20 protein-coding genes are annotated in these 24,787 nt (G+C 68.6%); 4 read left to right on the forward strand and 16 right to left on the reverse strand.

The genetic code is table 11. The annotated features are described in order from the left end of the window. Positions 1–16 precede the first annotated feature (16 nt). Together ACSQ2B_RS10985 and ACSQ2B_RS10990 are read right to left on the reverse strand one after the other, a co-directional pair. On the reverse strand, positions 17–2,722 hold the full coding sequence (locus ACSQ2B_RS10985; protein WP_436049816.1) for a TonB-dependent siderophore receptor: 2,706 nt from the start codon (positions 2,720–2,722) through the stop codon (positions 17–19). 419 nt (positions 2,723–3,141) lie between these two features. Further along, entirely contained in the window at positions 3,142–5,325 is a 2,184-nt protein-coding gene (locus ACSQ2B_RS10990; RefSeq protein WP_436051006.1) for a TonB-dependent receptor, read from the reverse strand. A 157-nt stretch (positions 5,326–5,482) separates the two neighbouring features. On the opposite strand from ACSQ2B_RS10990, the gene ACSQ2B_RS10995 reads away from it, so the two are divergent. Further along, positions 5,483–6,427, forward strand: a complete 945-nt coding sequence (locus ACSQ2B_RS10995) for a LysR family transcriptional regulator (RefSeq protein ID WP_436049818.1) — start codon at positions 5,483–5,485, stop codon at positions 6,425–6,427. Positions 6,428–6,433: 6 nt separating this feature from the next. Here the strand turns inward: ACSQ2B_RS10995 and xdhC are convergent, their stop codons facing one another. The 9 genes from xdhC to ACSQ2B_RS11040 are packed head-to-tail and all read right to left on the reverse strand — an operon-like array spanning position 6,434 to position 16,815. Beyond that, positions 6,434–7,402 carry a xanthine dehydrogenase accessory protein XdhC gene (gene xdhC / locus ACSQ2B_RS11000; protein WP_436049819.1) on the reverse strand — a complete coding sequence of 323 codons (969 nt, stop codon included), beginning with the start codon at positions 7,400–7,402 and terminating at the stop codon, positions 6,434–6,436. Further along, a complete protein-coding gene (gene xdhB / locus ACSQ2B_RS11005) occupies positions 7,399–9,708 on the reverse strand; it encodes a xanthine dehydrogenase molybdopterin binding subunit (RefSeq protein WP_436049820.1) in 2,310 nt (769 codons plus the stop codon). Before xdhB ends, xdhC begins: the two co-directional genes overlap by 4 nt. Next, positions 9,701–11,143: a xanthine dehydrogenase small subunit gene (xdhA, locus tag ACSQ2B_RS11010; RefSeq protein WP_436049821.1), complete on the reverse strand. Its 1,443-nt coding sequence runs from the start codon at positions 11,141–11,143 to the stop codon at positions 9,701–9,703. Before xdhA ends, xdhB begins: the two co-directional genes overlap by 8 nt. A 1-nt stretch (position 11,144) precedes the next feature. Beyond that, positions 11,145–11,474, reverse strand: coding sequence for a hydroxyisourate hydrolase (gene uraH, locus ACSQ2B_RS11015; protein WP_436049822.1), 330 nt, complete (start codon positions 11,472–11,474; stop codon positions 11,145–11,147). Continuing rightward, entirely contained in the window at positions 11,471–12,910 is a 1,440-nt protein-coding gene (locus ACSQ2B_RS11020) for an FAD/NAD(P)-binding protein (RefSeq protein ID WP_436049823.1), read from the reverse strand. Before ACSQ2B_RS11020 ends, uraH begins: the two co-directional genes overlap by 4 nt. After that, entirely contained in the window at positions 12,907–13,398 is a 492-nt protein-coding gene (uraD, locus tag ACSQ2B_RS11025; RefSeq protein ID WP_436049824.1) for a 2-oxo-4-hydroxy-4-carboxy-5-ureidoimidazoline decarboxylase, read from the reverse strand. The genes ACSQ2B_RS11020 and uraD overlap by 4 nt, the downstream gene beginning before the upstream one ends. Beyond that, the gene (gene puuE, locus ACSQ2B_RS11030; RefSeq protein ID WP_436049825.1) at positions 13,395–14,279 is read right to left on the reverse strand and encodes an allantoinase PuuE; all 885 of its coding nucleotides are present in this window, start codon (positions 14,277–14,279) and stop codon (positions 13,395–13,397) included. Before puuE ends, uraD begins: the two co-directional genes overlap by 4 nt. Continuing rightward, complete coding sequence (locus ACSQ2B_RS11035) at positions 14,276–15,550, reverse strand: allantoate amidohydrolase (RefSeq protein WP_436049826.1); 1,275 nt, start codon at positions 15,548–15,550, stop codon at positions 14,276–14,278. The genes puuE and ACSQ2B_RS11035 overlap by 4 nt, the downstream gene beginning before the upstream one ends. Continuing rightward, the gene (locus ACSQ2B_RS11040; RefSeq protein WP_436049827.1) at positions 15,550–16,815 is read right to left on the reverse strand and encodes an NCS2 family permease; all 1,266 of its coding nucleotides are present in this window, start codon (positions 16,813–16,815) and stop codon (positions 15,550–15,552) included. The genes ACSQ2B_RS11035 and ACSQ2B_RS11040 overlap by 1 nt, the downstream gene beginning before the upstream one ends. A gap of 463 nt (positions 16,816–17,278) precedes the next feature. Between ACSQ2B_RS11040 and guaD the strand changes: the two genes are divergently transcribed. The 3 genes from guaD (at position 17,279) to ACSQ2B_RS11055 (ending at position 21,212) form a co-directional block, all read left to right on the forward strand. After that, a complete protein-coding gene (gene guaD / locus ACSQ2B_RS11045) occupies positions 17,279–18,568 on the forward strand; it encodes a guanine deaminase (protein WP_436049828.1) in 1,290 nt (429 codons plus the stop codon). 104 nt (positions 18,569–18,672) lie between these two features. Beyond that, positions 18,673–19,089 (forward strand): DUF3830 family protein, encoded by a 417-nt coding sequence (locus tag ACSQ2B_RS11050; protein WP_436049829.1) that lies wholly within the window; start codon positions 18,673–18,675, stop codon positions 19,087–19,089. 212 nt (positions 19,090–19,301) lie between these two features. Further along, complete coding sequence (locus tag ACSQ2B_RS11055) at positions 19,302–21,212, forward strand: HWE histidine kinase domain-containing protein (protein ID WP_436049831.1); 1,911 nt, start codon at positions 19,302–19,304, stop codon at positions 21,210–21,212. A gap of 68 nt (positions 21,213–21,280) precedes the next feature. Here the strand turns inward: ACSQ2B_RS11055 and ACSQ2B_RS11060 are convergent, their stop codons facing one another. The 5 genes from ACSQ2B_RS11060 to ACSQ2B_RS11080 form a co-directional block, all read right to left on the reverse strand. Next, positions 21,281–21,481, reverse strand: a complete 201-nt coding sequence (locus ACSQ2B_RS11060) for a hypothetical protein (protein ID WP_436049832.1) — start codon at positions 21,479–21,481, stop codon at positions 21,281–21,283. A gap of 36 nt (positions 21,482–21,517) precedes the next feature. Beyond that, entirely contained in the window at positions 21,518–21,688 is a 171-nt protein-coding gene (locus tag ACSQ2B_RS11065; protein WP_436049833.1) for a hypothetical protein, read from the reverse strand. Between the two features lie 157 nt (positions 21,689–21,845). Continuing rightward, a complete protein-coding gene (locus ACSQ2B_RS11070; protein WP_436049834.1) occupies positions 21,846–23,066 on the reverse strand; it encodes a nucleoside hydrolase in 1,221 nt (406 codons plus the stop codon). Between the two features lie 91 nt (positions 23,067–23,157). Then, positions 23,158–24,147: an aldo/keto reductase gene (locus ACSQ2B_RS11075; RefSeq protein ID WP_436049835.1), complete on the reverse strand. Its 990-nt coding sequence runs from the start codon at positions 24,145–24,147 to the stop codon at positions 23,158–23,160. Positions 24,148–24,201: 54 nt separating this feature from the next. Then, positions 24,202–24,786, reverse strand: coding sequence for a helix-turn-helix domain-containing protein (locus ACSQ2B_RS11080; RefSeq protein ID WP_436049837.1), 585 nt, complete (start codon positions 24,784–24,786; stop codon positions 24,202–24,204). Between the last annotated feature and the right edge of the window lies 1 nt (position 24,787).

The raw sequence follows: 24,787 nt of genomic DNA on the forward strand, positions 1-24,787 counted from the left end.
CCAGTTTCGAGGGGCCTCAGAATTTGTAGACAATGGTAGCTTGATAGCTACGCGGCCTTTCAGGAAGCACGATGGTGCTGCCGAACAACTCGGTAAAGTTGGCTCGGAAATATTTTTCATCGGTCGCGTTCTTCACGACGAAACGGAATAGCCAGCTATTCTTTTCGTACGACGCGCCAAGGTCGACCAGCGTATACGCCGGCAGCTTCACCGCCCGAGACTGGCCCGAATAGACCGAGTCCGCCTTGACCAGGCTGCCGCTGAGCGCGATGCCGTTGTCGAACGAATAGGTGCCGGTCAGCGAATAGAGATTCTCCGGAATGCCGGCGCGCCGGACCGAGCTCTTGTCGGGGGTGAGCAACAGGCCGATCGGCTGGCCCCCCAGATAGAGCGTCGGATCGGAGACGTTCTTCAGGTCTTCGATGCCGAAGAAGCTGAACATCACGCCGTCCGCGAGACCGGTCAGGTTGTAGACCTTCGTCTTGGTGTAGGCCCCCGTAATCAGGAAGTGCTCGTTGACAGACCAGCGGAACTCGGCCTCCAGCCCCTTGGTCTCCACCGCCTGGTTCACAGTGATCGACTGGACGCTGTAGTCGGTTCGCTTCTGCTTATAGACCGAAAGCGCGGTGTACAGCCTGTTGTCGAGGAAGCTGCCCTTGATGCCGCCCTCATAGAGCTTGGACGCCGCGATCCAGGCGCCTGCGCTCAGATTGTTAGGATCGATCTCGGCGCCCTGCCCGGCGACGACCGTCGATTGCCGCGAGGCCGTCACATAGGGGATGAGGCCGAAGGGCAGCTTGTAGGAGGCGCTCGCCGACCAGGACCACGCGCCGTCGGTGTCCTTCGCAGACACATCGGCGCCGGATTCCAGCTTGGTCGGGTCGGTGCTCGATTTGGCGCGGATGCTGTCGTAGCGTCCGCCGAGAACCAGATCGAGACCGAAGTTGAAATCGAGATCGACCAGGGCGGCAAGCCCCAGATCGGTATAGTGGCCCTTCACATAGTTTGCGTAGTTGCAGTCGCATTCGGTCGAAAGAAGACGATCCGACAGCGGCGTGTACCCTTGCGTCAGGTCAACGCGATGAAAATACTCATAGTTGAAGTCATCGCCATGCAAGAATTTCGTGTAACGAATGGATGGCGACAGCTGAGTTGAGAATCTACCGATCGAGTTCTCGAAAGTCTTCGAAATGACGATTTTGTCTTCCACAGCCCAGGAATCGTGGAACTGAGAGAATCCATAAGCGTTCTCGTTACGATTCTTGTACCCGTCGTAGAACAGCTGATTCTTTATTTCCAACCCGCCATCCGAGTTGAAAATCGTATCAAAGTATAGCGTCTTGGCTGTGTTGGTCAGGAGGTCGTTCTTGCCGGTCAGGACGTCCTTGCGGCTCAGCGTCGTCGTTCCGGTGTTTTGCAGGGCGAGATAAGGATAGGTCGACGCGAAGCAGGCGTCGGTGAAGGAGGAGGCGAAGGCGCTGCCGCCGCCGCATGCGAAGGTGCCGAACGGCGAGAAGCCGCCGACGGCATTGAACTCGGCCGGGGAAATCTGGCCATCACCGCTGGTGTCGAGCAGCTGGGCTGTGCCCGTGATATAGGTTCCGCGATCGACCAGCGCCTGCGTCAGGCGGTTCCAGCCGCCGTTCTGCTGGCCGTCGAAGTCCTGATACATCCCGCCAAATTCGATGCGCAGGTTGTTGGTCAGCTGGCTGTCGAACGCGCCCTGCAGGATCGTCTGCTCGGTCGACATATTGCGATAGTAGCTGCCCGAGTCCTCGATCTCGGCGTAGAGGCTGTAGCCGACTTCGGCCCCCAGGACCTTGGCCGGCCCGCGCACCTGGGCGTTCAGGACGTTCTTGTCCCAGCTTCCGCGGGTGTAGCTGATCTCCCCTTCGGCCTGGGGCAGGAGCGCGCCGCCTTTCACGCGCGCCGACTTGGGCACGAAGTTCATGTAGCCGCCGGTCTTTGACGGGCCGAAGATCGGCGAGGCCGGACCCCGCACGATGTCGATCCGGTCCGACGCGCCGATGGGCGTCGGATAGTTGCCGGGGTTGTCGAGCCGGCGGACGCCCCTGAAATAGACCTCGCCCGGCGTGCCGCGAATATCGAGGGCGCCGCCGACGCCGAAGAACGAGTTGGTGAAGGTGCCGGGCGCCTGCGCGACGAGATCGTAGATGTCGGTGACGCCGAAACGCTCGATCTGTTCGCTGCTGATCGTCGACGCCGAGCGCGGCGTCTCCACCAAGGTCTTGTTGAAGCCAAAGACGGTTCCGACGTCCTTGTTCGGCAGCGCGTTGAGCGCGCCCGTCACGACGATCTCATCCACCTCACGGGACTCGGCCGGGTCAAGGGCCCATGCGGGCGACGTCAGCGCCGTACAAGAGAGCAAGCTCGCCGCGATCGCGAGAAGCGGTCTGCGCAAGCCGTCGCGCCGCGCTGTGGCGGACACTGTTGCATGATTAGAAACAGACGGACCACGCAGTCCCTCCGCACACCCCCGAAACATAGAAATATCCCCCACTTGCAAGCTGCGCCGGGGAAGGTAACTGCGTGATGGGGTCCGACCAAATGCAATGAATTCCACAGACCGTTGCAAAAAAGAGCACAGGCGCTGCTGGCGGGCGAGCTGGCGGGCCATTGTTGCGGTCACGTCCCTGCCGAGGCCCAGGTTCGGATAAAAGGCGTTGAAGCGGCGGTCGCGCAGAGCCTTGTCTGCGCCCACCGAAGCTCGTGCTGACCATTGACCGCGACCGGCGCCTCGCCGGCGCGCGGAGGCTGGTCGCCTATGCGCCTCAGGACGCGGCCCGGCCTTGTTCCAGGAAGCGCCACGCCGGGGCGATGGTGGCGACCGACGCGGGTCACCGCCGCTGGCGCGCTCGATCACACGGCCGATCGAAGGCCCGAGCCGCTGCCGCGCGTTCCTCTCGGCTAGACCCTTCTTGTCCGGTTCAGGTGGAATCACCTGAACCGGGAAGGCTCAATCTTCAAGAGTTTAGAGCGTGACGGCCGCCGCAACCGGCATCCACTTGCGGCTGTCACGCTCTAGGCCGATCGACGTCATCGTCACCAATCGCCCCTCAAGCATCCGTCACAAGATGTTGGTCGGACGGACCGGTCTTGTCGGGCGGTGATCCGGCGGCGTCAGTAGCTGATCTTGAATTCGCCGCCGATGATCCGCGGCTCGTTGACCATGGCGGTCAGGTTGTTGAAGTCGATCGCCGAGACCGCGCGGATCTGGTTGGTGATGTTGCGGGCGAAGGCCGCCACCTCCCACTTCTTCGCCAGGTCGCGATAGCCGAGCCGCAGGCCGCCCTCCAGCGACGAACGGCCGGTGAATTCGATCGACTCGTAGAGGAAGAAGTTGACCTTGCTGCGGTAGGCCCAGTCCGTATAGGCGAACAGCTCCTTCTGCTCCCCGACCGGGATGGCGTAGCCCGCGGTGAAGTTGAAGATCCACTTGGGCGCCTGCGGCAGGGGATTGCCGTTGATCGAGGCCAGGCCGGATGCGTCGACCGGGTCGGTGACCGTGCAGCCACCGCCGCATGGCGCCACGCGAAGATCCGGATCCTTGAGCTTGGTGTGGTTGTAGCTGCCGCCGGCGCTGAGCACGAGCCGCTCGATCGGCGTGAAGGTGAACTCGCCCTCGACGCCGTAACCCTCCGCCTTCTTGGCGTTGAGCAACCGGGTGACGTTCGATCCGCCGCCTACCGCCGTCAGCTGGATGTCCTTGGTGTCGAAGTAGTAGATGTCGGCCGCATAGCTGAACAGGCCGCGCTGCTGTCCCTTGAACCCGACCTCATAGGAGGTGGTGGTCTGGGGCTTGGCGATCGTCGAGACGCCGGCGGTGATGTCGTTCTTGATCGCCGCGCCCAAGTAGCCGTGAGCGATGCGCCCGTAGACGCTGTAGTCAGGGGTGAGCTTGTAGGTCGCGCTGGCGTCCCAGGACCACTTCGACCCTTCGGCCTCGCCGATCACGAGGGCGGTGGAGCTCGCCGCATCGGGGCCGTTGTAGAGAAAGCTCTTTTTCTTGTCGTGCGACCAGCGCAGGCCGCCACGCAGGATCAGGTTGTCGGTGGGCGTATATTCCACCGATCCGAACAGGGCGTAGGTCCTGTTGTCGAGGTGGCTGCTGCTGCCCGGGGCGAAGGCGCCGGCGAGATTCCAGCTGCCGCCGGTGCCGTCGAGGTTCTGGTCGAAGAAGTAGGCGCCCACCTGGTAGCTGAAGTCGTTGAACTTCTCGGAGGCGAAGCGGAGCTCCTGGGTGAACTCTTCGGGCTTGTTGGACCCGCCGGTCTCCACCGGGAAGGGGATGAAGCCAGGGCCGAACGGCGGCGCGAAGGAGGCGCCGAAGCCGCCGTCGATGTCGCCGCGGGAGTAGACCTTGACCCGCTCGTAGCCAGTCACCCAGTAAAAGGAGCCTGCGCCGTCGAACTTGTAGCTGATCTGCAGGTTGGCGCCGACACTGTCGAGCCGCTGCGGATTGGAGCCGTTCTGGGCGACGTGCTCGACGTCGAAGGCGTCGGTGAAGTGGTTGGTCCCGGGCTCGATGACGTTCGCCCGGAACATTCGCGCCGACCCGCGCAGCTGCCGCGCGTGGACATTCAGCAGGATGTCCATCGGGCCGTCTTCGTATTCGAGCTGCGCCCGGCCGGCGAGGTCGCGATACCCCTCGAACTCGTCCTCGAACATCGTGGCCGTGTAGTCGTTCTTCACCCAGTCGTCGCGACGTTGCAGCAGGCCGGAGACACGGAAGCGAAGCTTGTCGGTGATCGGACCGCTGACGGCGACCTCGCTGTTGACCGTATTGTAGGTGCCCCAGGAGATGCTCCCATGCCCGGAGTAGTAGTCCGTGGGCTTGGCGGAGGTCAGCCGGATGACGCCCGCGGGCGTGTTGCGGCCGAACAGGGTGCCTTGAGGCCCCTTGAGCACCTCGACGTTTTCCAAGTCGAAGGCCGGGAAGGCTTTCAGGAAGGGGCTTTCGAGCGCGACGTTGTCATAGACCACCGAGACCGGCTGGGCGGCGTCCGCGGAGAAGTCGGTGTTGCCGAGGCCGCGGATGTAGAACCGCGGGAAGGTGCGGCCGAACGACGATTCGGCGAGCAGGCTGGGCACCCGTCCCGATAGGAAGCGGATGTCTGCGCCGCTGGAGTTCAGAACCGCCAGCTTCTGGCCTTCCAGGACGGAGACCGCGACCGGAACGTCGACCGTGCGTTCGGCCCGGCGCGTCGCGGTGACGATGATCTCGCCGACCTGACTTGCAGAGGTCTCTTCGGCGGCTGCGGCCGACGTCTCCGCCGCGGCGACTCCGCCCATCGAGGCAGTCATCGCCAAGAAAGACGCCACTCCAAAAAGTCTCGCGACCTGCCCCCGAAACATCCCGCGACCTCCACTTGCAAACTGCGCCGGGGAAGGTAACTGCGTGATGGGGTCCGACCAATTGCAATGAATTCTACGGACAGTTGCAAAAAAGAGCGCACGAGCCATGCCCGCATTCTCCCGGTTCCTGCGCTACTTCATGGTGGTCGGAAAACTGGGTTCGATCCGTAAGGCGGCGGAAGAACTGAACGTCTCGGCCTCGGCGATCGACCGGCAGGTCCTGCGGGTGGAGGCCGATCTCGGCATCCGCCTGTTCGAGCGCTTGCCCACCGGATTGCGGCTGACGGCGGCCGGGGAGATCCTGATGGCCGCCGGAGGGCGCTGGCAGAAGAACCTGCTCGACGTGACGGCGCAGATCGAGGACTTGCGCGGCCTCAAGCGCGGGCACGTCGAAATCGGCGTCATCGACGCCCTGGCCAAGGGCTACATCCCCAGGATCATCCAGTCTATCCAGAGCCAATATCCGGGGATTTCGATCGGTCTCAAGGTCCTAGAGAATGACCAGGTTCGCCTGGCGATCGCCCGGGGCGACGTGGATTTCGGGATCTTCTTCGAGCCCCAGTCCTACAAGGATCTCACGGTCCGCGCCTTCGTCGACGTCGTGCTCGGCTTCGTCACGCCGGCCGGCCATCCGCTCGGCCAGAAGCGAGAGGCCCGCTTTTCGTCCTGCGTCGACGAGAAGCTGGTCGTGCCGGCCGAACCGCTGGCGGTTTGCCAACAGATCGCCGTGCTCGAAGGCGTCACCGGCGTGGTGATGGACAAGGCGGTGAGCTGCGACCACATCCAGATGATCACCTCGCTCGTGACCCAAGGCGTGGGCATCGGGATCCTGACCTCGCTCGACGTGATTCCGGAGGTGCGGAGCGGCCGGCTGTGCTTCACCCGGATCACCGATTCCATCCTGCGCCCAATGACCCTGGCCCTGTGCACCGCCTCGACGCGGACCCCCTCGCACGCCGCCGGCGCCGTGCTGACGGAGATCGAGAACAGCTTCCAGCAGCTGGGCTATCCGGCGTCGATCGATGAAGGCGGCGAGGCGGCGAGCCTCTGACGCGGCTCAGCCGACGGCGCAGCGCATCTCAGCCTCGGCCGCCGCGGCGGCGAGGTCCGTTTTCGGCAGCTGCAGCAGCTGGGCGAGGACGGCGATGGCGATGACGTCCGGCTCCTTGCCGATGACGCCCTCCAGCCCGATCGGGCAGGTCAGCCGCCCGCGCGCCGCTTCGGAGACGCCCGCCCGCTCGAGCCGGGACAGGAAGCGCGCGCGCTTGGTGGCCGAGCCGATGAGACCGAGGAAGGCGAACGGCGCACGGCTGAGCGCGGCCTCGGTCAGCCGAAAATCCAGCGCATGGTCGTGGGTCATGATCACCACCGCCGCCGGCGGCGGCGCCTCGGCGAGACATTGCGTCATCGCCTTTTCCGGGACGATCGTCACGCCGTCGATGCTGCCGAACACCGGGCGCGAGTCGAACCAGGCGAGGCGGAAGGGCAGGCTGACGGCGTGGCGGGCGATCGCCTGTCCTACGTGTCCGGCGCCGAACAGATAGATGGGCCTGCGCCGTCCGCCGAGGGTCTCGGTGAAGCTCGAGCCCTCGCGTGGTCCCTCCCCCCGGGCCGACAGCAGCGTCGGCGTGATCTCGTCGACGACGCGCCGCTCGACCTGGGAGCGCGCCAGGGTGGTCACCAGGGCGCGGCCTTCAGCCGCCTGGCCGATCCAGTGCAACCGCGTGGCGTCGACATGTTCGACCAGCAGACGCACCCGCCCGCCGCAGCACTGGCCGAGCAGGGGCCCAAGCGGATAGTCTTGGACGCGCCAGCTGCCCGGCGGCTGACCCAGGATCGCCCGCGCCTGTTCCAGGGCGCGGAATTCGAGGTTGCCGCCGCCGATCGTGCCAAGGGCGCGCTCGGCGGTGACGATCATCCGGGTTCCCGCATCGCGCGGAGCCGAGCCCTCGGCCGCCAGCACCGAGACCATGGCGGCCGGCCCGTCGCCGACGGCCTCGCTGAGCCATTGCAGCCAGTCGATCATCGCCGGCTCCGACGCGCCGAGACGGCGGCCAGGATGCGCTGGGGCGTCGCCGGCGCATCGAGCTCGGGCAGCTCGCCCAGCTGCGGCGCCACCGCGGCGACCGCCTGGGTCAGGGCCGAGAAGACCGAGATCGCCAGCATGAAGGGCGGCTCGCCCACCGCCTTCGACCGATGGATGGTCGGCTCGACGTTCTCGCCCTTCCAGAGGCTGATGTTCAGATGCGCGGGACGGTCGGACGCGGTCGGGATCTTGTAGGTGGCGGGCGAATGGGTGAGCAGCCGCCCCTCGTCGTCGAACACGATCTCCTCGGTGGTCAGCCAGCCCTGTCCCTGGAGGAAGCCGCCCTCGATCTGGCCCAGGTCGATGGTCGGATTCAGGGAGCGGCCGACGTCGTGCAGGATGTCGACCGCCAGCACCCGATGCTCGCCGGTGAGGGTGTCGATCACCACCTCCGAGACCGCCGCCCCATAGGCGAAATAGTAGAAGGGCCGCCCTCTGTGCGCCGCGCGGTCATAGGCGATGTCGGGGGTTGCGTAGAAGCCGGTGGAGGCCAGCGAGATCCGGCCCATGTGCGCCTTGCGGCAGAGCTCCGCGAAGGACAGCCGCTCGGCGCCGACCAGCACGCCTTCGGGGGTGAAGCGGACATCGGCCGGCGCGCAGCCGAAGCTGCGGGCTGCAAACTCCGTCAGCCGGTCGCGGATGGTCATGGCCGCATTATGCGCCGCCATGCCGTTGAGGTCGGCGCCGGACGAGGCCGCGGTCGCCGAGGTGTTCGGCACCTTGTCGGTTCGCGTCGAGGTGACCCGGACGGCTTCGACCGGGACGGCGAAGACGTCGGCGACGACCTGGGCGACCTTGATCATCAGGCCCTGCCCCATCTCCGTGCCGCCGTGATTGATCTGGATGGCGCCGTCCGCATAGACCAGCGCCAGCGCGCCGGCCTGGTTGAGGTGGGTGGTGGTGAAGCTGATCCCGAACTTCACCGGGGTGAGCGCGATTCCCTTCTTCAGGATCGCATTGCGGGCGTTGAAGGCCGCGATCTCCGCCCGCCGCGCGTCGTAGCGCGCGTCCGTCCGGAGCCTGGCGATCAGCTCCGGAGCGATGTTGTCGGCGACCGTCATGCCGTAGGGCGTGACGTCGCGCTTCGGCCCATAGAGGTTCGCCAGCCGCACCGACAGAGGGTCGAGGCCGAGACGGGCGGCGACGGCGTCGATCACCCGCTCGATGGCGATCATCCCCTGCGGCCCGCCGAAGCCCCTGAAGGCGGTGGCGGAGATCGTATTGGTCTTCAGCCGCTGCGAGAGGATCTCGACGTCGGGCAGCCAGTAGCAATTGTCCGCGTGGAACATGGCGCGGTCGTTGATCGCCGGCGAGAGGTCGACCGTGGCGCCGCACCGCGAGGCGAGCTCCAGCTTCAGGCCGAGGATGCGGCCGTCCCCGTCGAAGCCGACGGCGAAGCGCACTCGGAAGTCGTGGCGCTTACCGGTCAGCACCATGTCGTCGTCGCGGTCGGTCCTGAACTTGGCCGGCCGGCCGGTCTTGCTGGCGACGAGGGCCGCGGCCACCGCGAACGCCGCCGCCTGGGTCTCCTTTCCGCCGAAGGCGCCGCCCATCCGGCGGACCTCCACCGTGACGTCGGCGTGGGTCAGGCCGAGCAGCTTCGCCGCCAGGTGCTGCACCTCGCTGGGATGCTGGGTCGAAGCCAGGATGTGGACCTGCCCCTGCTCCATCGGGGTGGCCAGGGACGCCTGGCCCTCCAGGTAGAAGTGTTCCTGCCCGCCCATCTCAAAGCCGCCGGACAGCCGCTGCGGAGCGGCCGCCAGCGCTGCGGCCGCGTCGCCGCGGGCCATGCGCTGCGTCGGCTCGATGCGCGAGTCCGCCGCTTCCGCCTGGTCGATCGTGACGAGCGCCGGGCGCGCCTCGTACTCGATTTGGCCGAGGCGCGCGGCCTTGCGGGCGGCCAGCTGGCTCGTGGCCGCGACCAGGAACAGCGGCTGGCCGACATTGACGACCTCGCCGTCGGCCAGCAGCCGGTCGTCGCCGGCGACGGGGCTCACGTCGTTGACGCCGGGGATGTCCGCCGCGGTAAAGACCGCCACGACTCCTTCCGCCGCGCGGACGGCGGCGAGGTCCATCGAGACGATGCGGGCGTGGGCCATGCGGCTCTGGCCGAAGGCGAGATGCAGCAGGTCCTTCGGCTCGGCGACGTCGTCGACGTAGAGGGCGGCGCCGGTCACGTGCAGCACGGCGCTGTCGTGCGGACGCGAGCGTTCCGCCGCCGCCGGGTGCTGGGTGGAGTCAGCCATGGGCCATCACCACGTCGAGGACCGAGACCGCCTCGCCCTGCTCGCGGCGCCAGAGGCGGCGCAGCAGATTGGCGGCGGACTCCAGGCGATAGGCGGCCGAGCCGCGGACATCGGTGAGCGGCGCGTAGTCGGCGCGCAGCGCCTGGGCGGCGCGCTCGATCGTCTCGACGGAAAACGGCTGTCCGGTCAGGGCGGCCTCACAGGCCGGCGCCCGGCGCGGCGTCGCGGCCATGCCGCCGAAGGCGATGCGGGCGGTCCGGATTTCGCCGGCCTCGATCGAGAGGGCGAAGGCGCCGCAGACCGCCGAGATGTCGCTGTCGAACCGCTTCGACAGCTTGGCCATCAGGATCACGTCGCCGGCCCCAGGGTGCGGGATCCAGACGCTCTCGACGAACTCGCCGGGACGGCGGTCCTGTTTGCCGTAGTCGAGGAAATAGTCCTCCAGCGGCAGGGTTCGCCGGCCGTCGACGCTGCGCAAAGTCAGCTCGGCGCCGAGCGCGATCAGAGGCGGCGGCCCGTCGCCGATCGGCGAGCCGTTGGCGATGTTGCCGCCGAGCGTCCCGGCGTTGCGCACCTGCAGGCCGCCGATCCGTCGAACCAGCTCGCCCAGGTCGGGGTGGAGGCGGCCGAGCGCCTGATGGGCGTCGGCGTAGCGAACGGCGGCGCCGAGGCGCAGGCCGCCCGCCTCTTCCTCCATCTGACTGAGCGGCGCCACGTCGGCCAGGAACACCAGCTTCTCGAGCGTTCGCAGACCCTTGGTGACCCACAGGCCGACGTCCGTCGCGCCGGCCACCAGCCTCGCGTCCGGGTGCTCGGCGAGGATCTCGGCCACCGCCTCGACCGTGCGCGGCGCCCACCAGAGCCGGTCTCCGAAGCGACCACGCGAGCCCTTGGACCGCTGCAGCGCCTTCAGCGCCTCGACGAGCGGGCCGTCGTCGCGCGGGCGAGGCTCGAACGCGGCCCCGGCGGCGAGGATCGGGCCATAGCCGGTGCAGCGGCACAGATTGCCGGCGATCACGTCGGCCACCGGCAGGTCGCCGCCGATCGCGCCGCAGCTTCGGCCATAGAGCGACATGACGAAGCCGGGGGTGCAGAAGCCGCACTGGGAGCTGCCGTTCTCCGCCATCAGGGCCTGCAGCGGATGGAGCTCGCCCGTGCGGGACAGACTTTCCACGGTCAGCAGAGCCCGGCCGTCCAGCATCGGCAGGAACAGGATGCAGGCGTTGACGGCGCGCCAGGCGATAGCCTCCCCCGCCAGCTCGCCCACCAGGACGGTGCAGGCGCCGCAGTCGCCTTCCGCGCAGCCCTCCTTGGTTCCGGTCCGGCGCAGGCGGCCGCGCAGATGATCGAGCAGGGTCGCGGTCGGATCGACGTCCTCCAGCGCGATGAGTTCGTCGTCCAGGAGGAAGCGGACCGACGAGGCGTCCTTGGTCATCTCAACTCCCTCGGTAGGTCGAGTAGCCATAGGGCGAGACCAGCAGCGGCACGTGATAATGGGCGCCGGTCTCGGCGACCCCGAAATGGATCGGGATGCTGTCGAGGAAGGGCGGATCGCTGAGCACGACGCCCTTGGCCCGGAAGTAGGCGGCGACCGCGAACTCGAGCCGGTAGCGGCCGGGCGCCAGCGCCGGCAGGTCGCGGCATCGTCCGTCGGCGTCGGTGACGCCCTCGAACAGCACCGTGGCGTCGGCCATCAGCCGCAGCGTTACGCCTTCGGCCGGGCGACCGTGGGTCGTATCCAGCACGTGGGTGGAGAGGCTGCTCATGCGGCGGTTTCCTTTTTCCGCGCCGGCCATTCCCCCAGGAACTCGGCCTCATCATACGCCAGGAAGTCGGCGAGCACCGCCTCGCGATCGTCCACGAAGAGCTGGTCGGCGACTCCCTGGACGAGGCGCGGCAGGGCCGCCTTCAGGCCCGAGAGGGCGGCGGCCGAAAGACCGAGGCTGATCAGGGCCGAATAGTTGAAGGCGAAGAGGCCATGGAGCGCCTCGGCGTCGCCGTCGTCCCGGCCGAGCAGCTCGAAGGCCGGTCCCAGGTACGGGTGGGCGTCGATCAGCGCATTGGCCTGGCCTCGCGGCGGGGTGAACCGGTCCGCCCAGCGCGCGACCTTGTCGGCCACCTGCCGGAGCTCGGGCCGCAGGCCGGGGTCGCTGACCAGGCCGGTCGACAGCACCAGGAAGTCGAAATCATGCGCCCCGTGCGGCGTCGTCACGCGGACGCCGCCGTCGCGCCGCTCCATAGAGAGCCAGGGCGCGCCCAGGTGCAGGGCGAAGCCCGGCCGCGCCGCGGCCCGCTCGAAGGTGTCGTTGGTCGGCGGCTGGTTGTGGCCCAGGAAGCAGGCCATCACCTTGTACTTGGCCGCGTCGTCCAGCGCCGGATAGCGCCCGGTGAAGCCGACCCGCTCCATGAACCGGATCGGGTTGGTCCGCGGCAGGGCCTTGCGCCGGACGAAGATCTCCGCCGCGGCGACGCCGGCGGCCAGCGCGGCGTTGGCGTTGTCGAAGGCCGAGGCGCCCGCGCCCAGCATGCCGATGCGCTTGCCGGCCAGGCTCGCATAGTCGATCGGCTCGCTGGTGTGGGCGTAGAGCTCGCGGGGCAGGGCTTCGGCGACCATCGGCGGAACGTGCCATTCGCCCCCGCCCTGGATGCCCGTGGCGAGCACCACCTTGCGCGTCAGGATCGGCGCGGCGTCGGCGAGGTGCAGCCGGTGCAGCCCGCCGCCCAGGGGCTCGATCAGCTCGAGCCGCGTCTCGTTGCGGACCGGCAGCGCCAGGACCCGCCGGTACCAGCGCAGGTAGGCCATCCAGTCGCCGCGGGCGATCTTGTCGACCGCCTCCCAGCCTTGCGCCCCGTGCTGCGCCTCCCACCAGGCGCGGTAGGTGAGCGCCGGTACGCCGAAGTCGATCGGATTGAGCCCCTTGGGAGTCCGCAGGGTGATCATCCGGGCGTAGGTCTCCCACGGCCCCTCGTAGCCCGCCGGATTCTCGTCGATCACCAGCAGGTTGGAAATCCGCTCGCGCATCAGGCCAAAGGCGGCGGCGAGCCCGCTCTGGCCGCCGCCGACGATGACGACGTCGTAGACGGCGCCGTCCGGGCGCGCGCGCGGCCGCGTCCAGTCGGGACCGCCGTGGCCGATCAGGGCGAGCTGCCGCGTCAGCTCCGCCTCCAGGGCCGCAAGCCCGATGGGTTCCGCCACGCTCATGAAAGGTCCTCCAGCCGGAGCTTCACGATCTCGCCGACCTCGGCGAGGGCGGCGGCGAGCTCGGCCTCGCGGTCATGGGCCAGCCGGCGCTCCATGGCGGCGAGGATCCCGGCCTTGTCGGTCTTGCGCACACAGATCACGAACGGAAACCCGAACCGCTCGCGATAGGCGGTGTTGAGCGCGTGAAAGCGGTCGAATTCCGCCTGGGTCAGCCGGTCCAGCCCGGCGGACGCCTGTTCGGCGGTGGAGGCGGCGGTGAGCGTGCGGTCGACCGCCGCCTTGCCGGCCAGCTCGGGGTGGGCGCGGACCAGCGCAAGCCGTTCGTCGTCGGCGGCCTCGGCCACCACCTGCATCAGGCCGGCGTGCAGATCGGCGAAGGGGCGGCGCCGGGCCGCGCGCTCCACGACCCAGGGACTGTGCTCGAAGAGGAAGCCCAGGCGCGCGACAAACTCGGCTTCGGGCAGGGCCATGATCTCATCGCGCCTCATGCGGGATGCGCCTCCAGCCAGTGCCGCGCGATGTCGATGCGGCGCGCGATCCAGGCGTCAGGGCAGGCCTGCACATGGTCGAGGAAGCGGGCCACCGCCGCCGCCCGGGCCGGCCGTCCGGCGACCCGCCCGTGCAGGCCCACCGACATCATCCGGCCGCCCTCGCTGCGCAGCATCTCGAAGGTGTCGCGCAGGTAGCGGAAGAACTGCTCGCCCTCGGTGAAGCCGTTCAGGGCGACCATCTTCATGTCGTTGACGTCCAGCGTATAGGGGACGATCAGCTGGGCGCGGCCGTGCCGGCGGTCGTAGTAGGGCACATCGTCGGCGTAGCTGTCGGCGTCGTAGAGGAACCCGCCCTCCTCGGCGACGATGCGCGCCGTATTGGGGCTGGTGCGCCCCTGATACCAGCCCAGCGGCCGGGCCCCGGTCACCTGCGTGTGCAGGGCGATCGCCTGGGCGACATGGGCCCGCTCGACCGCTTCCGGCACGTCCTGATAGTCGATCCAACGCAGCCCGTGGCTGGCGATCTCCCAGTCGGCGGCCTGCATGGCGGCGACCGCCTCTGGGTTGGTCGCCAGCGCCACGGCCACCCCGAAGACCGTCACCGGGGCGCCGCGCGAGCTGAACAGCCGGTGCAGCCGCCAGAAGCCGGCGCGGCTGCCGTATTCGTAGAGGCTCTCCATCGCCATGGACCGGGCGCCGGCGTGGCTGGGCGCGCCGACCATTTCCGACAGGAAGGCCTCCGACCCGGCGTCGCCGTGCTCGATGCTGCGCTCGGCGCCTTCCTCGTAGTTGATGACGAACTGCACGGCGATCCGCGCGCCGTTCGGCCAGCGGGCGTCGGGCGGCGTCGCGCCATAGCCGACCAGGTCACGGCTCATGCGGCCAACCCTTCGATGAACAACAGCATGGCCTGGAGCGAGCGCTCCGCGTCCTCGACGTCGACGCTCTCCAGCGGGTTGTGGCTGATCCCGCCGGCGCAGCGGATGAACAGCATGGCGGTGGGCGCGAGCGCGGCCATCACCATGGCGTCGTGGCCCGCCCCGCTGACCAGGCGGCGCGGAGCCTGTCCGGTCGCGGCGACGGCCTCGGCCAGACGATCGGTCAGCGCCGGGTCGCACGGGCTGGCGGCGAGCACATGGGTCTCCTGGACCTCCAGCCCAACGGCGCGCGACGCGGCGATGGCCGAGAGGGCCTCCAGGATAAGCCCCGCCGCCGCGTCGCGGTCGGCGTCGCCGCCGGCGCGCACGTCGATGGTGAAGTCGACCCGCCCGGGGATCACATTGGCCGCGCCGGGCGCGACGGCGAGCCGGCCCACCGTGGCCACCAGGTCGGCGGGGCCGTCGCGCGCGATCCGTTCGATGGCGAGCACCGCCTCGGCGGCGGCGGCCAGGGCGTCGCGGCGCAGCGTCATCGAACTGGTCCCGGCATGACCCGCCGCGCCGGTCAGGGTGACGCTGAAGCGCCTCTGCCCGGCGATCGACGTCACCACCCCGAGGGCCAGGCCCTCCGCCTCCAGCGTCGGGCCCTGCTCGATGTGCGCCTCGAAATAGGCCAGGACGCTGCCCTGGCGCCGGCGGGCCGAAGCGAACCGGTCCTTGTCGAGCCCGAAGCCCGCGAGGGCGTCGGCGAGGGTCACGCCCTGGTCGTCGCCGATGTCGAGCTCCTGGGGATCCAGGGTCCCCGCGACCGCCCGGCTGGTCAGCATGGCGGCGGGAAAACGCGATCCCTCCTCGTCGCCGAAAGCGATGACCTCGATGGCGAACGGAAGCCGCAGGCCTCGAGCATGGAGCGCGCCGACGCATTCGACGCCGAGCATGACGCCCAGCGGCCCGTCGAAGGCGCCGGCGTCGCGGACGCTGTCGATATGGCTGCCGATGAGCAGAACGGGAGCGTCGGCCGCGGCCGACGCGGGGTAGCGCCCGACCAGGTTTCCCGCCGGATCGACGCGGGTCTCCAGCCCGGCCTCGGCCATCCATTCGGCGAGCTTGTCGCGCGCCGCGGCGTGGGCCGGCGTCAAATAGGCGCGATACAGCCCCTCAGGCGTGTCGCTGTAAGGCGGCCGGCTGAGCAGCCGGCACCGTTCGACCGCCCGGCCGCCGCCACTTGGGGACGCCGCGGCATCCGGGTGGAGGCGTGACGCGCCGGGCATCAGCCCGCACCCGAAAGCCACAGGAAGCGCAGGACGAACAGGCTCGCCAGCACGAGGAGCAGCCAGTCGCGACGCCCCAGCTGGCCGCGGATCAGCTTGAGCACGGCATGCGCGGTCAGGCCGAAGGCGAGGCCGTTGGCGATCGAGAAGGTCAGCGGGATCATCGCCACGGTGAGAAAGGCGGGGATCGCCGCGAGCGGGTCTTCCCAGGCGACCTCGGTCAAGGGCAGCAGCATCAGGCCGCCGACGATGATCAGCGCCGGCGCCGTGGCGGCGATCGGCACCAGCTGGGCATAGGGCGCGACGAACATGGTGACGAGGAAGAGCAGGCCGGTCACCACGGCCGTCAGGCCGGTGCGGCCGCCGGCCTGGACGCCGGCGGCGCTCTCCACATAGCTGGTGACCGTGCTGGTCCCCGCGAGCGAGCCGACCATGGTCGCGGCGGCGTCCGTCAGCAGCATCCGGTTGAGCCCGGGAATCCGCCCGACCGCGTCGATCAGTCCGGCCCGCTTGGTGACGGCGACCAGCGTGCCGAGGTTGTCGAAGAGATCGACGAAGAGAAACACGAACAGGATCTCGAGCAGGCCCAGCCCGTGCTTGCCGCCGAGGCCGAAGACGCCGGCCAGGTCCAGCTTGAACGCGGTCTCGCCAAGCGCCGAAAGGTCATACGGCGCGATCTTGAGGTCGATGCGGCCGGCGAGCGCGGCGGCGATCGTGGTCAAGACGATGCCGATCAGCATCGCGCCGCGCACGTTCCAGACGCTGAGCGCGCCGATGACGACGAGGCCGAGGAGGGCCAGGGCGGCGTCAGGCGCGTGAAGATCGCCGAGCGCCACGAAGGTCGCCGGATTGGCGACGATGATTCCCGCATTCTTCAGGCCGATGAAGCCGATGAACAGCCCGATCCCGCCGGCGACCGCCGCGAAGAGATGGGGTGGGATCGCCGCCACGATCAGCTGCCGCACGCCGGTGAGCGTCAGGATGAGGAAGGCGACGCCCGACAGGAAGACGCAGCCGAGCGCGACCGGCCAGGGCACGCCCATCTGCTGCACGACGGTGAAGCTGAAATAGGCGTTCAGTCCCATTCCGGGCGCCAGGGCCAGGGGGGCGTTGGCGAAGAGGCCCATCATGATCGAGGCCACGCCGGCGGCGAAACAGGTGGCGGCGGCGACCGCGGCGATGGGCATGCCGGCCTGGCCGAGGATCGCCGGGTTGACCAGGACGATATAGGCCATGGTGACGAAGGTGGTGGCGCCCGCCAGCACCTCCGTCCTTACGGTCGTGCCACGCGCCGCCAGGCCGAAAAAGCGTTCGAACGTCAGGGCTCCTGCGGAGCCGGCCTCACCAGAGGGTGGAACGAGTTGATCCTCCCGACCACGATCCTCCAACGCCCGCCTCCCGCTCAGCCGCCCTCGGGACCCCACGCGAATCCGCCAAGCATTGATGCAAGATGATTTGAAAGGCCCGGGCGATCTAACGCAATGATTGGAACGAGCTGTTGCAAAAAATAGCGCGCTTCAAGGGGTGGTCAGTTTTGCGTCACCGGCGACAGGATTGCGGGCGGGTCGCCATCGCGGCACATGATGCGGGGGATAAGCGCCTTGGCATCGAGGGGATCGATGCGATCACGGATTCGCCGCCCGCGCGGCGAATCGACACCACCAGAGGCTTCCCGAACATGACCGCCGCCATCGTCTCCGGCCCGCCTTCGCCGAGCGGATCATGGGCTTGAACGGCTATCGCGCCGAACTCCTGAGCCTCCCCCACGATCCCCGCGAGGCCGGAGACGCGGCGAGGATCCACCATCCGGACGGGCTGCTGGTGGTCGAGGACGGCCTGATCGTCGCCGCCGGCCCCTTCGAGGCTGTCGCGCCGCGGTTTCCCGGCCTCGCCGTGCAGCATTTTCCCGGCAAGCTCATCGTCCCGGGCTTTGTCGACACCCACACCCACTATCCGCAGATCGACCGCATCGCCTCCTACGGCCATCAGCTGCTCGACTGGCTGGAGCAGCATATCTTCCCGGCGGAGGCGGCCTTCTCCGCCCCCCTGCACGCCCGGGACGTCGCCGACGGTTTCCTGGAGGAGCTGCTGCGCAACGGCACGACGACCGCCCTGGTCTTCGCCACCGTCCACGAGGGCTCGGTCGACGCCCTGTTCGAGGCCGCGCTCGCCCGGGAGATGCGGATCATCTCGGGCAAGGTGCTGATGGACCTGGGGCCGGAGGAGCTGCGCGACGCCGACGGACACGGGCGGGCGGAGACCGAGGCCCTGATCGCCCGCTGGCGCGGCCGCGGCCGGCTCGGCTATGCGATCACGCCGCGCTTCGCCCTCACCTCCTCCGACGCCCAGCTGCAGATGGCCGGCGAGCTGATGGCCGTCCATCCCGACGCCCTGCTGCACACCCATCTGGCGGAGAACCTCGCCGAGGTCGCCGCGGTCGCTCAGCGGTTCGGCGACAGTCCCGACTATCTGGGGGTCTACGAGCGCTTCGGCCTGGTCGGGCCCCGCTCTGTCTTCGCCCATTGCATCCATCTCGAACCCGCCGCCCTGGCGCGCATGGCGACCGCCCGCGCCGGCGCATCGCTCTGCCCGACCTCCAACCTCTTCCTCGGCTCGGGACTGTTCGACCTGGCCCGGCTCGACGCGGCCGGCGTCCGGGTCGGTTTCGGCACCGATGTCGGCGCAGGTACCAGCTTCTCGATGCTGGCGACCCTACGGGAGGCCTACAAGGTCTGCCAGCTGCGGAGCTGCGCCCTGGATCCGTTCCGCGCACTGCATCTCGCCACGGCGGGCGGCGCGGCCATCCTCGGCCTTGGCGACCGGATCGGCGCGCTCGAGCCCGGCATGGAGGCCGACTTCCTGGTCCTCGACCCCGCCACGACGCCGCTGCTGGCCCGCCGCACCGCGGGCAAGGGGCTGGCCGAACGCCTGTTCGCGCTGCAGATGCTGGGGGACGACCGGGCGATCCATGCGACCTATGTGGCGGGACGCCTGGCGCATGGCGGCCCCGCCGTCTGATGTCGTGCGGCCTGTTTTTGCGAACGCGGGCGTACGAAATCGGCGCTTGCGACGGCGCGCCCGCCAAACCTATTCGCTGCTGCGCAGCTTAAGAGAGCCCCCAGATGAGCAACCTCGTCACGATCGCCGCCGGCCCCTTCGTCTTTCGCGGACGGTTCGAAGACGATCTCGCGCCGGCCACCTGCGCCGCCTTCCGCGCCCTGCTGCCCTATGAGGAGCGCGTGATCCACGTGCGCTGGAGCGGCGAAGGCGTGTGGATCCCGATGGGCGACCAAGCCTTCGACCTGCCCTGGGAAAACAACACCAGCTATCCTGCGCCGGGGCAGTTCATCTTCTACCCCAAGGGCGTCAGCGAGACCGAGATCCTGCTGGCCTACGGCGGCGTCCAGTTCGCCAGCAAGGCCGGCCAGCTGTCGGGAAATCACTTCCTGACGATCATCGAAGGCCAGGAGAACCTTGCCGCGCTGGGCAAGATGACCCTCTGGGAGGGCGCCCAGCCGATCCGCTTTTCGCTGGCCTAGAGCTGCGCCGAGGCGCCGATGGCCGGCGGTTCAACCGCCGGCGGGGCTCTTGGGCGTGGTCCGCGGACATTGTTCCAAGCAGCGCTTCAGGTCGCTTCCCGACCCGGCGAAAAATTTACTGCGGCATGGCTGCGGAATGCGGGGCGCGAACTCCAGTTCTCGCCCTGGTTGCTTGTCTGCGACCACGGATGGTGTGCCTCCTTGCTGCCAACGTGTCGATCGAAATGGCAAACTCCGACACTCACCCGGACGAGGCGGCTTTCCTGGGCGGCGGCGACGGCATGCGAACGCTGATCGCGCAGCATGACTGGGCATCGACCGCCCTCGGACCGCTGAGCGCCTGGCCGCAGAGCCTGAAGACCGCCACGGCGATCCTGCTGCAATCGCCGATACCCATGGCGCTGCTGTGGGGCGAGGACGGCGTCCTGATCTACAATGACGGCTACGCGAACCTGATCGCCAAGCACCACCCGGAGGTTCTGGGATCGAAGGTGCTCGAGAGCTGGCCGGAGAACGCCGAGCTCAACGACCAGGCCCTGAGGGTTGGACTGGCGGGCGGAACCCAGATTTTCCGAGACCTGGAGCTCACGGTCTCCCGCTCCGGCGAGCCTGAGCAGATCTGGATGAACGTCGATTGTTCGCCGGTCCCGGACGAGAGCGGCCGGCCCGCCGGCGTGCTGGCCATCTGCGTCGAGACGACCCAGCGGGTGTTGGCGGAGCGCAAGGCCGGCCGCGAAATGGCGCGGCAGCGGCGGATGTTCGAACAGGCGCCGGGCTTCATCTGCCTGCTCAGCGGGCCAGACCACGTCTTCGAGTTCGTCAACGAGGCGCACAAGCGCCTGTTCGGCGACCGCGACGCTGTCGGCAAACCCATCGGCGAGGTCTTCGCGGATATCGCCGACCAGGGCTTCCCAAGCCAGCTCGAGCGCGTCTACGCGACCCGGGAACGCGTCATAATTCGCGCCGGGCGGGCGCTCCTCCCGACGCCTGTGGGGGGGCCGATGGAGGAGCACTTCCTGGACTTCGTCCTCGAGCCGGTCGTGGACGAGCGCGGCGAGGTCACGGGCATCTTCTTCGAGGGGTTCGACGTCACCCAGCAGGTGCGCGCCCAGGCGGCGGTCGAGGAAAGCAATCGTCGGCTGAACGCCGCGGTGGCGATCGCGCGCCTTGGCGTCTTCGAAATCGACTACGAGACCCGACAGGCAAGGTTCGACGCTCGCGCGCGCGCGATCTTCGGGTTCGGGCCTGACGAGAGCCTCACGATCGACGACGTGATGGGGCGGATCGACAGCAACGATCTGCAGCGCATCGGCGCCCAAGCGCGCGCCGACAATGCGGCCGGTGAGGCGCGGCGGGAGCGGGAATACCGCATCCACCTGCCTGACGGCTCGATCCGCGACGTGATCAGCGTCAGCGACCATTCCCCCGGGCCGGACGGGCGGCCGACGCGGGCGGTCGGCGTCGTCGACGACGTCACCGAACGGCGCCGCGCCGAGCAGCGGCAGCTGCTGCTGATCAATGAGCTGAACCATCGGGTGAAGAACACCCTGGCCACGGTGCAGTCGATCGCCGCCCAGACGCTGCGCTCCGCGCCCGACCTGCCGAGCGCCCGGGAAGTGTTCGAAGCGCGGCTGGTGGCGCTCGCCGCCGCACACGACTTGCTGACGGCGGAAAGCTGGCGCGGCGCGCGGCTCACCGACGTGGCGGCCACCGCCATGGCGCCGTTCGAAACGATGCACCGACCGCAGATCATCCGCTCGGGCCCGCCCGTCTGGCTGGCGGCGCATCGCGCGCTCGCGCTCAGCCTGGCGCTGCACGAGCTCGCCACCAATGCGGCGAAGTATGGCGCGCTGTCCGTTCCGGAGGGCCGGGTGACGATCCGCTGGAGCGTATCCGGCGACGAGCTGAGACTCCTCTGGATCGAGGAAGGCGGTCCGCCGGTTGCGACGCCCACCCGCGCCGGCTTCGGCACCCGGCTCCTGCAACGCAGCCTCGCCCATGAATTGCACGGCGAGGTCGCCTTCACCTTTGCGCCGGAGGGGGTTCGCTGCGAGATCCGGTGCGAGGTCGAGGACGTCGGCTCCGCGGCGGCCCCGGAGATCGTCGAAGGTTGGGTTCACTGAGCGCGGCCGTCCGGCGGGAATTTGCGCGAGATTTTGCTTCCCGCGAGTTTTGGCTGCCGACCGTCTCCTTAGTGGTCCGGGCGTTGCGGCTTCGGCGCGTGCAAGGGCGGCGGCGCAGCCTCCGGCCAGGAGCGAACTTCAATCGTCGCCGCCTCGTCGCGAAGACGGGCGGCCAGGCCGAGCAGCCGCTCCTTGTCCGGGTGAAAGCTGATCATCTTGGCCAGCTGCTCGGCCGCCTCAGCCTCGCGAATAAGTTGCTCCCGTCCCATGTGATCCCCCCGTCCCCCTGCCCTGAGATCCATGGGTCAGTTGTCGGTCGCGGTCGCAGTCAGCGAGCCGCGGTAGACGTCGGCGGCCTGGCCGCTGGCGATGGTGATGGTCGTGTCCGCAGCGAGCGCTGGCGCACCCGCGATGACCAGAAGCGTGGCCGCAGTCGGGGCGAAGCTCTTAGAAGAGGCGTGCGAGATAATAGACATGTCTATTTTCCAGACTGACGGTTCAACTTCTCGGCGTGGCGATCAGCGCCGGTTGAGGCCAACATCTATCAATTGATGCTCCGCTGAAATTCCGGGGGATTGCCCCCGTATTTCTACGCATGAGGCAGCACGACGCACCGCCCCGTCGACGCCGCCCTCACTTCCGCTTCGCGCTGTTCGCCATCAGCTTGACCATCAGGGCTTCCATCCGCTTCGGGTCGATCGAGCGCACCACATCGGCGCTCTGCTCGCCGAGGCCGGGCTCATAGCCGGCGCGCCAGGACAGCATGTCGCCGTAACTGGCGCTGAACTGCGTATTGAAGTCGATGAACAGCTTCTCCTGCTCGGTCACCAGGGTGGGGTCGAGCCAGACGGCGGCGGCGATCTCGTCCCACAGCGGAAAGCCCGGCTCCCATTTGGCCAGGACGGCGCCGATGTCCGGCCGCGCCGCCTTGGCCAGCCGGCCGAGCAGCTCCGGCGTCAGCTGGGTGGCCGTCGAGGGGTCGACCGGGACGACGGTGATCTTCTTCCATGGGCTGCGCGCGACGATGCTGGCGGCCTCGGGGTCGAAGCGGATGTTGAACTCGCGCCGGGGCGAGTTGGCGTATTCCCGGGCGAACTCGGCGGCGGAGCGGTTGTCCAGCACCTGATGCGGATTGAGGCTGCCGCCCATGTAGACCAGCTCCTTGGCGAGCGAGGCGAACTCGGGGTCCAGGCGCTGAGCGAGCGCCAGGTTGGTCATCGGACCGCCTTCAATGATGGTGATCTGCCCCGGATATTTCCGCACCATCCGGATCAGGAAGTTGGCGGCGATCTCGTCCTGCGGCTTCGTCTTGGGATTGCCCCAGGGCAGGTCCACGGGGTCGTTGGGGCCGTAGTAGGGGGGCGTGCTTTGGGCCGTCGGCTCGACCCACTGCTTCATCCACGCGCCCTTCCAGGTGAGCTTGCCGTAGATCGCCTCCCAGCGGGTGGTCTGCGCCTCGGTGTTGAGCAGGGGATAGGTGGCGCCGGCCACGACCGGCACGTCGGTCCGGCCCAGGATCTCCAGGCCGCGCAGGGCGTAGGCGGTCGCGCGGTTCACCCAGACGTTGCCGGAAGCCGACGTCAGGCCGAGGACTTCGACGTCATCCGCCTCCAGCAGCATCATGTGCATGAGGCTGAAGCCCTCGTCGTCGATAATGACCTTCCGCCTGGCTTCGGCCGCCTGCACGACCCCGCCCACGGTCGCGGCCATCAGGCCGACGAGCAGCAGTCTCAGCGTCCGCGCAGCGCGAGCTCGGAATTCCGGGAAGCTTGTCATCCGTCGTCCTTCGGTGAGCAGCAGGGCGCCCTGGCCCCCGCCGAAGCGTCGCTTTGGCGGCCAACGTCGGATCGTCAAGCGCCGCTCCGGGGCGGTCGCCGGATTTTCTCGTAACTGCCTATTTGATGCAGATGTCTGCATCGCTCGCGGCTGAGCGAGCCTGAAGACGTCACCGCTCGGCGTCGACCGCCCGCCACTCCGACGTCAGCGCGTCCAGCCGAGCCTTCAGATCGTCGGGCAGCGGCGCCCTCGCCGCGATCAGGCTGTCGGCCAGCTGCTCGGGCTTGCTCGCGCCGATGATCGGCGAGGTCACCGCGGGGTTCGCCAGGACCCAGCCGACGGCGAGCGTGGCTAGGCTGACGCCGGCGTCCGCCGCCAGGCCCCTCAACGCCTCGACCGCCTCGAACTGGCGGTCGTGCCAGTAGCGGTCCTGGTACATGGCGCCCGCCTTGCCGAGGGTGAACCGCGTGCCCTCCGCCGCCGGCCCCGCCGTGTGCTTGCCGGTGAGGAAGCCCCCGGCCAGCGGGTTGTAGGGGATCACGGCGATCCCCTCCTCCGCGCACATCGGCAGGAGGTCCCGCTCGAAGCTGCGGAAGAGCAGGTTGTAGCGCGGCTGGACCGAGACGATCGGCGCTAGGCTCTTCAGCTCGGCGCGGCCGAGCGCGCGGGCCACCTTATGGGCCGGCCAGTTGGAAACGCCTACATAGCGGGCCTTGCCCGAGCGGACGACCGCGTCCAGGGCCTCCAGCGCCTCATCCAGAGGGGTGGTCGAATCGTAAGCGTGCAGCTGGTAGAGATCGACATAGTCGGTTCCGAGCCGCCGCAGCGAGGCGTCGATCGCGTCCAGCACATGCTTTCGCGACATCCCTTGATCCCAGGGATCGGGCCCGGTGCGGCCGACGCACTTCGTCGCCAGCACATGGCGGTGGCGCCGGCCGCTCAGCCATTTGCCGACGATTTCCTCAGTCCGGCCGACGCTCGTGAGATCGCCGCCGAGCGGGTAGACGTCGGCGGTGTCGATGAAGTCGACGCCCCCCTCTGCGGCGGCGTCGAGGATCGCGAAGCTCTGCGCCTCGTCGCACTGCAGGCCGAACGTCATCGTGCCCAGGCACAGGCGAGAGACGCTAAGGCCCGTCCGGCCAAAACGGATGTGTTCCATGCTGCGAGCCTAGGTCCGCCGAGCCGATCCCGCCAGGGCCGGATGCGCCTCGCCTCAGAGCAGGGCCGGCGTGCCCACCCACAGCATCTTCAACTCGCCCTTTCCGGGATTGCGCATGCGATAGGGGTGACGCTGGTCGAAGTGGGCGCTGTCGCCGGGGCCGAGGACGAAGTGCTCGGCGCCCATCCAGACTTCCAGCTCGCCCTCCAGGACGTACCAGAAGCCCTCGCCCTCCCGCCGGCTCATCGGCGCCGCCACCCCGGCCGGCACGGTGATCAGCAGCGCCTCCATGCGCCGCTCCTCATGGGCGCCGCTCAGCCGGACGTAGTCCCCGTGCCCAAGGCCCAGATCGAGATGTTCCGGATCCTTGGCCCGGCGGACGATCTGGCCCGGTGAAGGCGCGCCCACGAAATAGGCCATCTCGACCCCCAGGGCGCCGGCGATGGCGGTGAGCGACACCAGCGAGGGCAAGGCCTGGTCGCGCTCGACCTGGGACAGGAAGGGCACCGACAGCCCGCAGGCGACCGCCAGCTCGCGAAGCGTCATGCCCAGCCGCTTGCGACGATCACGGATGGCGGAGCCGATCGGGGACAGGCTGGGTTTCGGGGGCTCGTCCACGACCGCGGTTTTGTTGGTCAAG

The organism is Phenylobacterium sp. LjRoot225 (genome assembly GCF_964252855.1).
Taxonomy (GTDB): domain Bacteria; phylum Pseudomonadota; class Alphaproteobacteria; order Caulobacterales; family Caulobacteraceae; genus Phenylobacterium.

Excerpts from the sequence above, each read along its gene's own strand:
- uraD (WP_436049824.1), bottom strand. The coding sequence starts at position 13,398 with ATGAGGCGCGATGAGATCATGGCCCTGCCCGAAGCCGAGTTTGTCGCG.
- ACSQ2B_RS11050 (WP_436049829.1), top strand. The coding sequence starts at position 18,673 with ATGAGCAACCTCGTCACGATCGCCGCCGGCCCCTTCGTCTTTCGCGGA.
- puuE (WP_436049825.1), bottom strand. The coding sequence starts at position 14,279 with ATGAGCCGTGACCTGGTCGGCTATGGCGCGACGCCGCCCGACGCCCGC.
- ACSQ2B_RS11060 (WP_436049832.1), bottom strand. The coding sequence starts at position 21,481 with ATGGGACGGGAGCAACTTATTCGCGAGGCTGAGGCGGCCGAGCAGCTG.
- xdhA (WP_436049821.1), bottom strand. The coding sequence starts at position 11,143 with ATGACCAAGGACGCCTCGTCGGTCCGCTTCCTCCTGGACGACGAACTC.
- uraH (WP_436049822.1), bottom strand. The coding sequence starts at position 11,474 with ATGAGCAGCCTCTCCACCCACGTGCTGGATACGACCCACGGTCGCCCG.
- ACSQ2B_RS11035 (WP_436049826.1), bottom strand. The coding sequence starts at position 15,550 with ATGCCCGGCGCGTCACGCCTCCACCCGGATGCCGCGGCGTCCCCAAGT.
- xdhB (WP_436049820.1), bottom strand. The coding sequence starts at position 9,708 with ATGGCTGACTCCACCCAGCACCCGGCGGCGGCGGAACGCTCGCGTCCG.
- ACSQ2B_RS11020 (WP_436049823.1), bottom strand. The coding sequence starts at position 12,910 with ATGAGCGTGGCGGAACCCATCGGGCTTGCGGCCCTGGAGGCGGAGCTG.
- ACSQ2B_RS11065 (WP_436049833.1), bottom strand. The coding sequence starts at position 21,688 with ATGTCTATTATCTCGCACGCCTCTTCTAAGAGCTTCGCCCCGACTGCG.
- ACSQ2B_RS11075 (WP_436049835.1), bottom strand. The coding sequence starts at position 24,147 with ATGGAACACATCCGTTTTGGCCGGACGGGCCTTAGCGTCTCTCGCCTG.
- ACSQ2B_RS10995 (WP_436049818.1), top strand. The coding sequence starts at position 5,483 with ATGCCCGCATTCTCCCGGTTCCTGCGCTACTTCATGGTGGTCGGAAAA.
- xdhC (WP_436049819.1), bottom strand. The coding sequence starts at position 7,402 with ATGATCGACTGGCTGCAATGGCTCAGCGAGGCCGTCGGCGACGGGCCG.
- ACSQ2B_RS10990 (WP_436051006.1), bottom strand. The coding sequence starts at position 5,325 with ATGACTGCCTCGATGGGCGGAGTCGCCGCGGCGGAGACGTCGGCCGCA.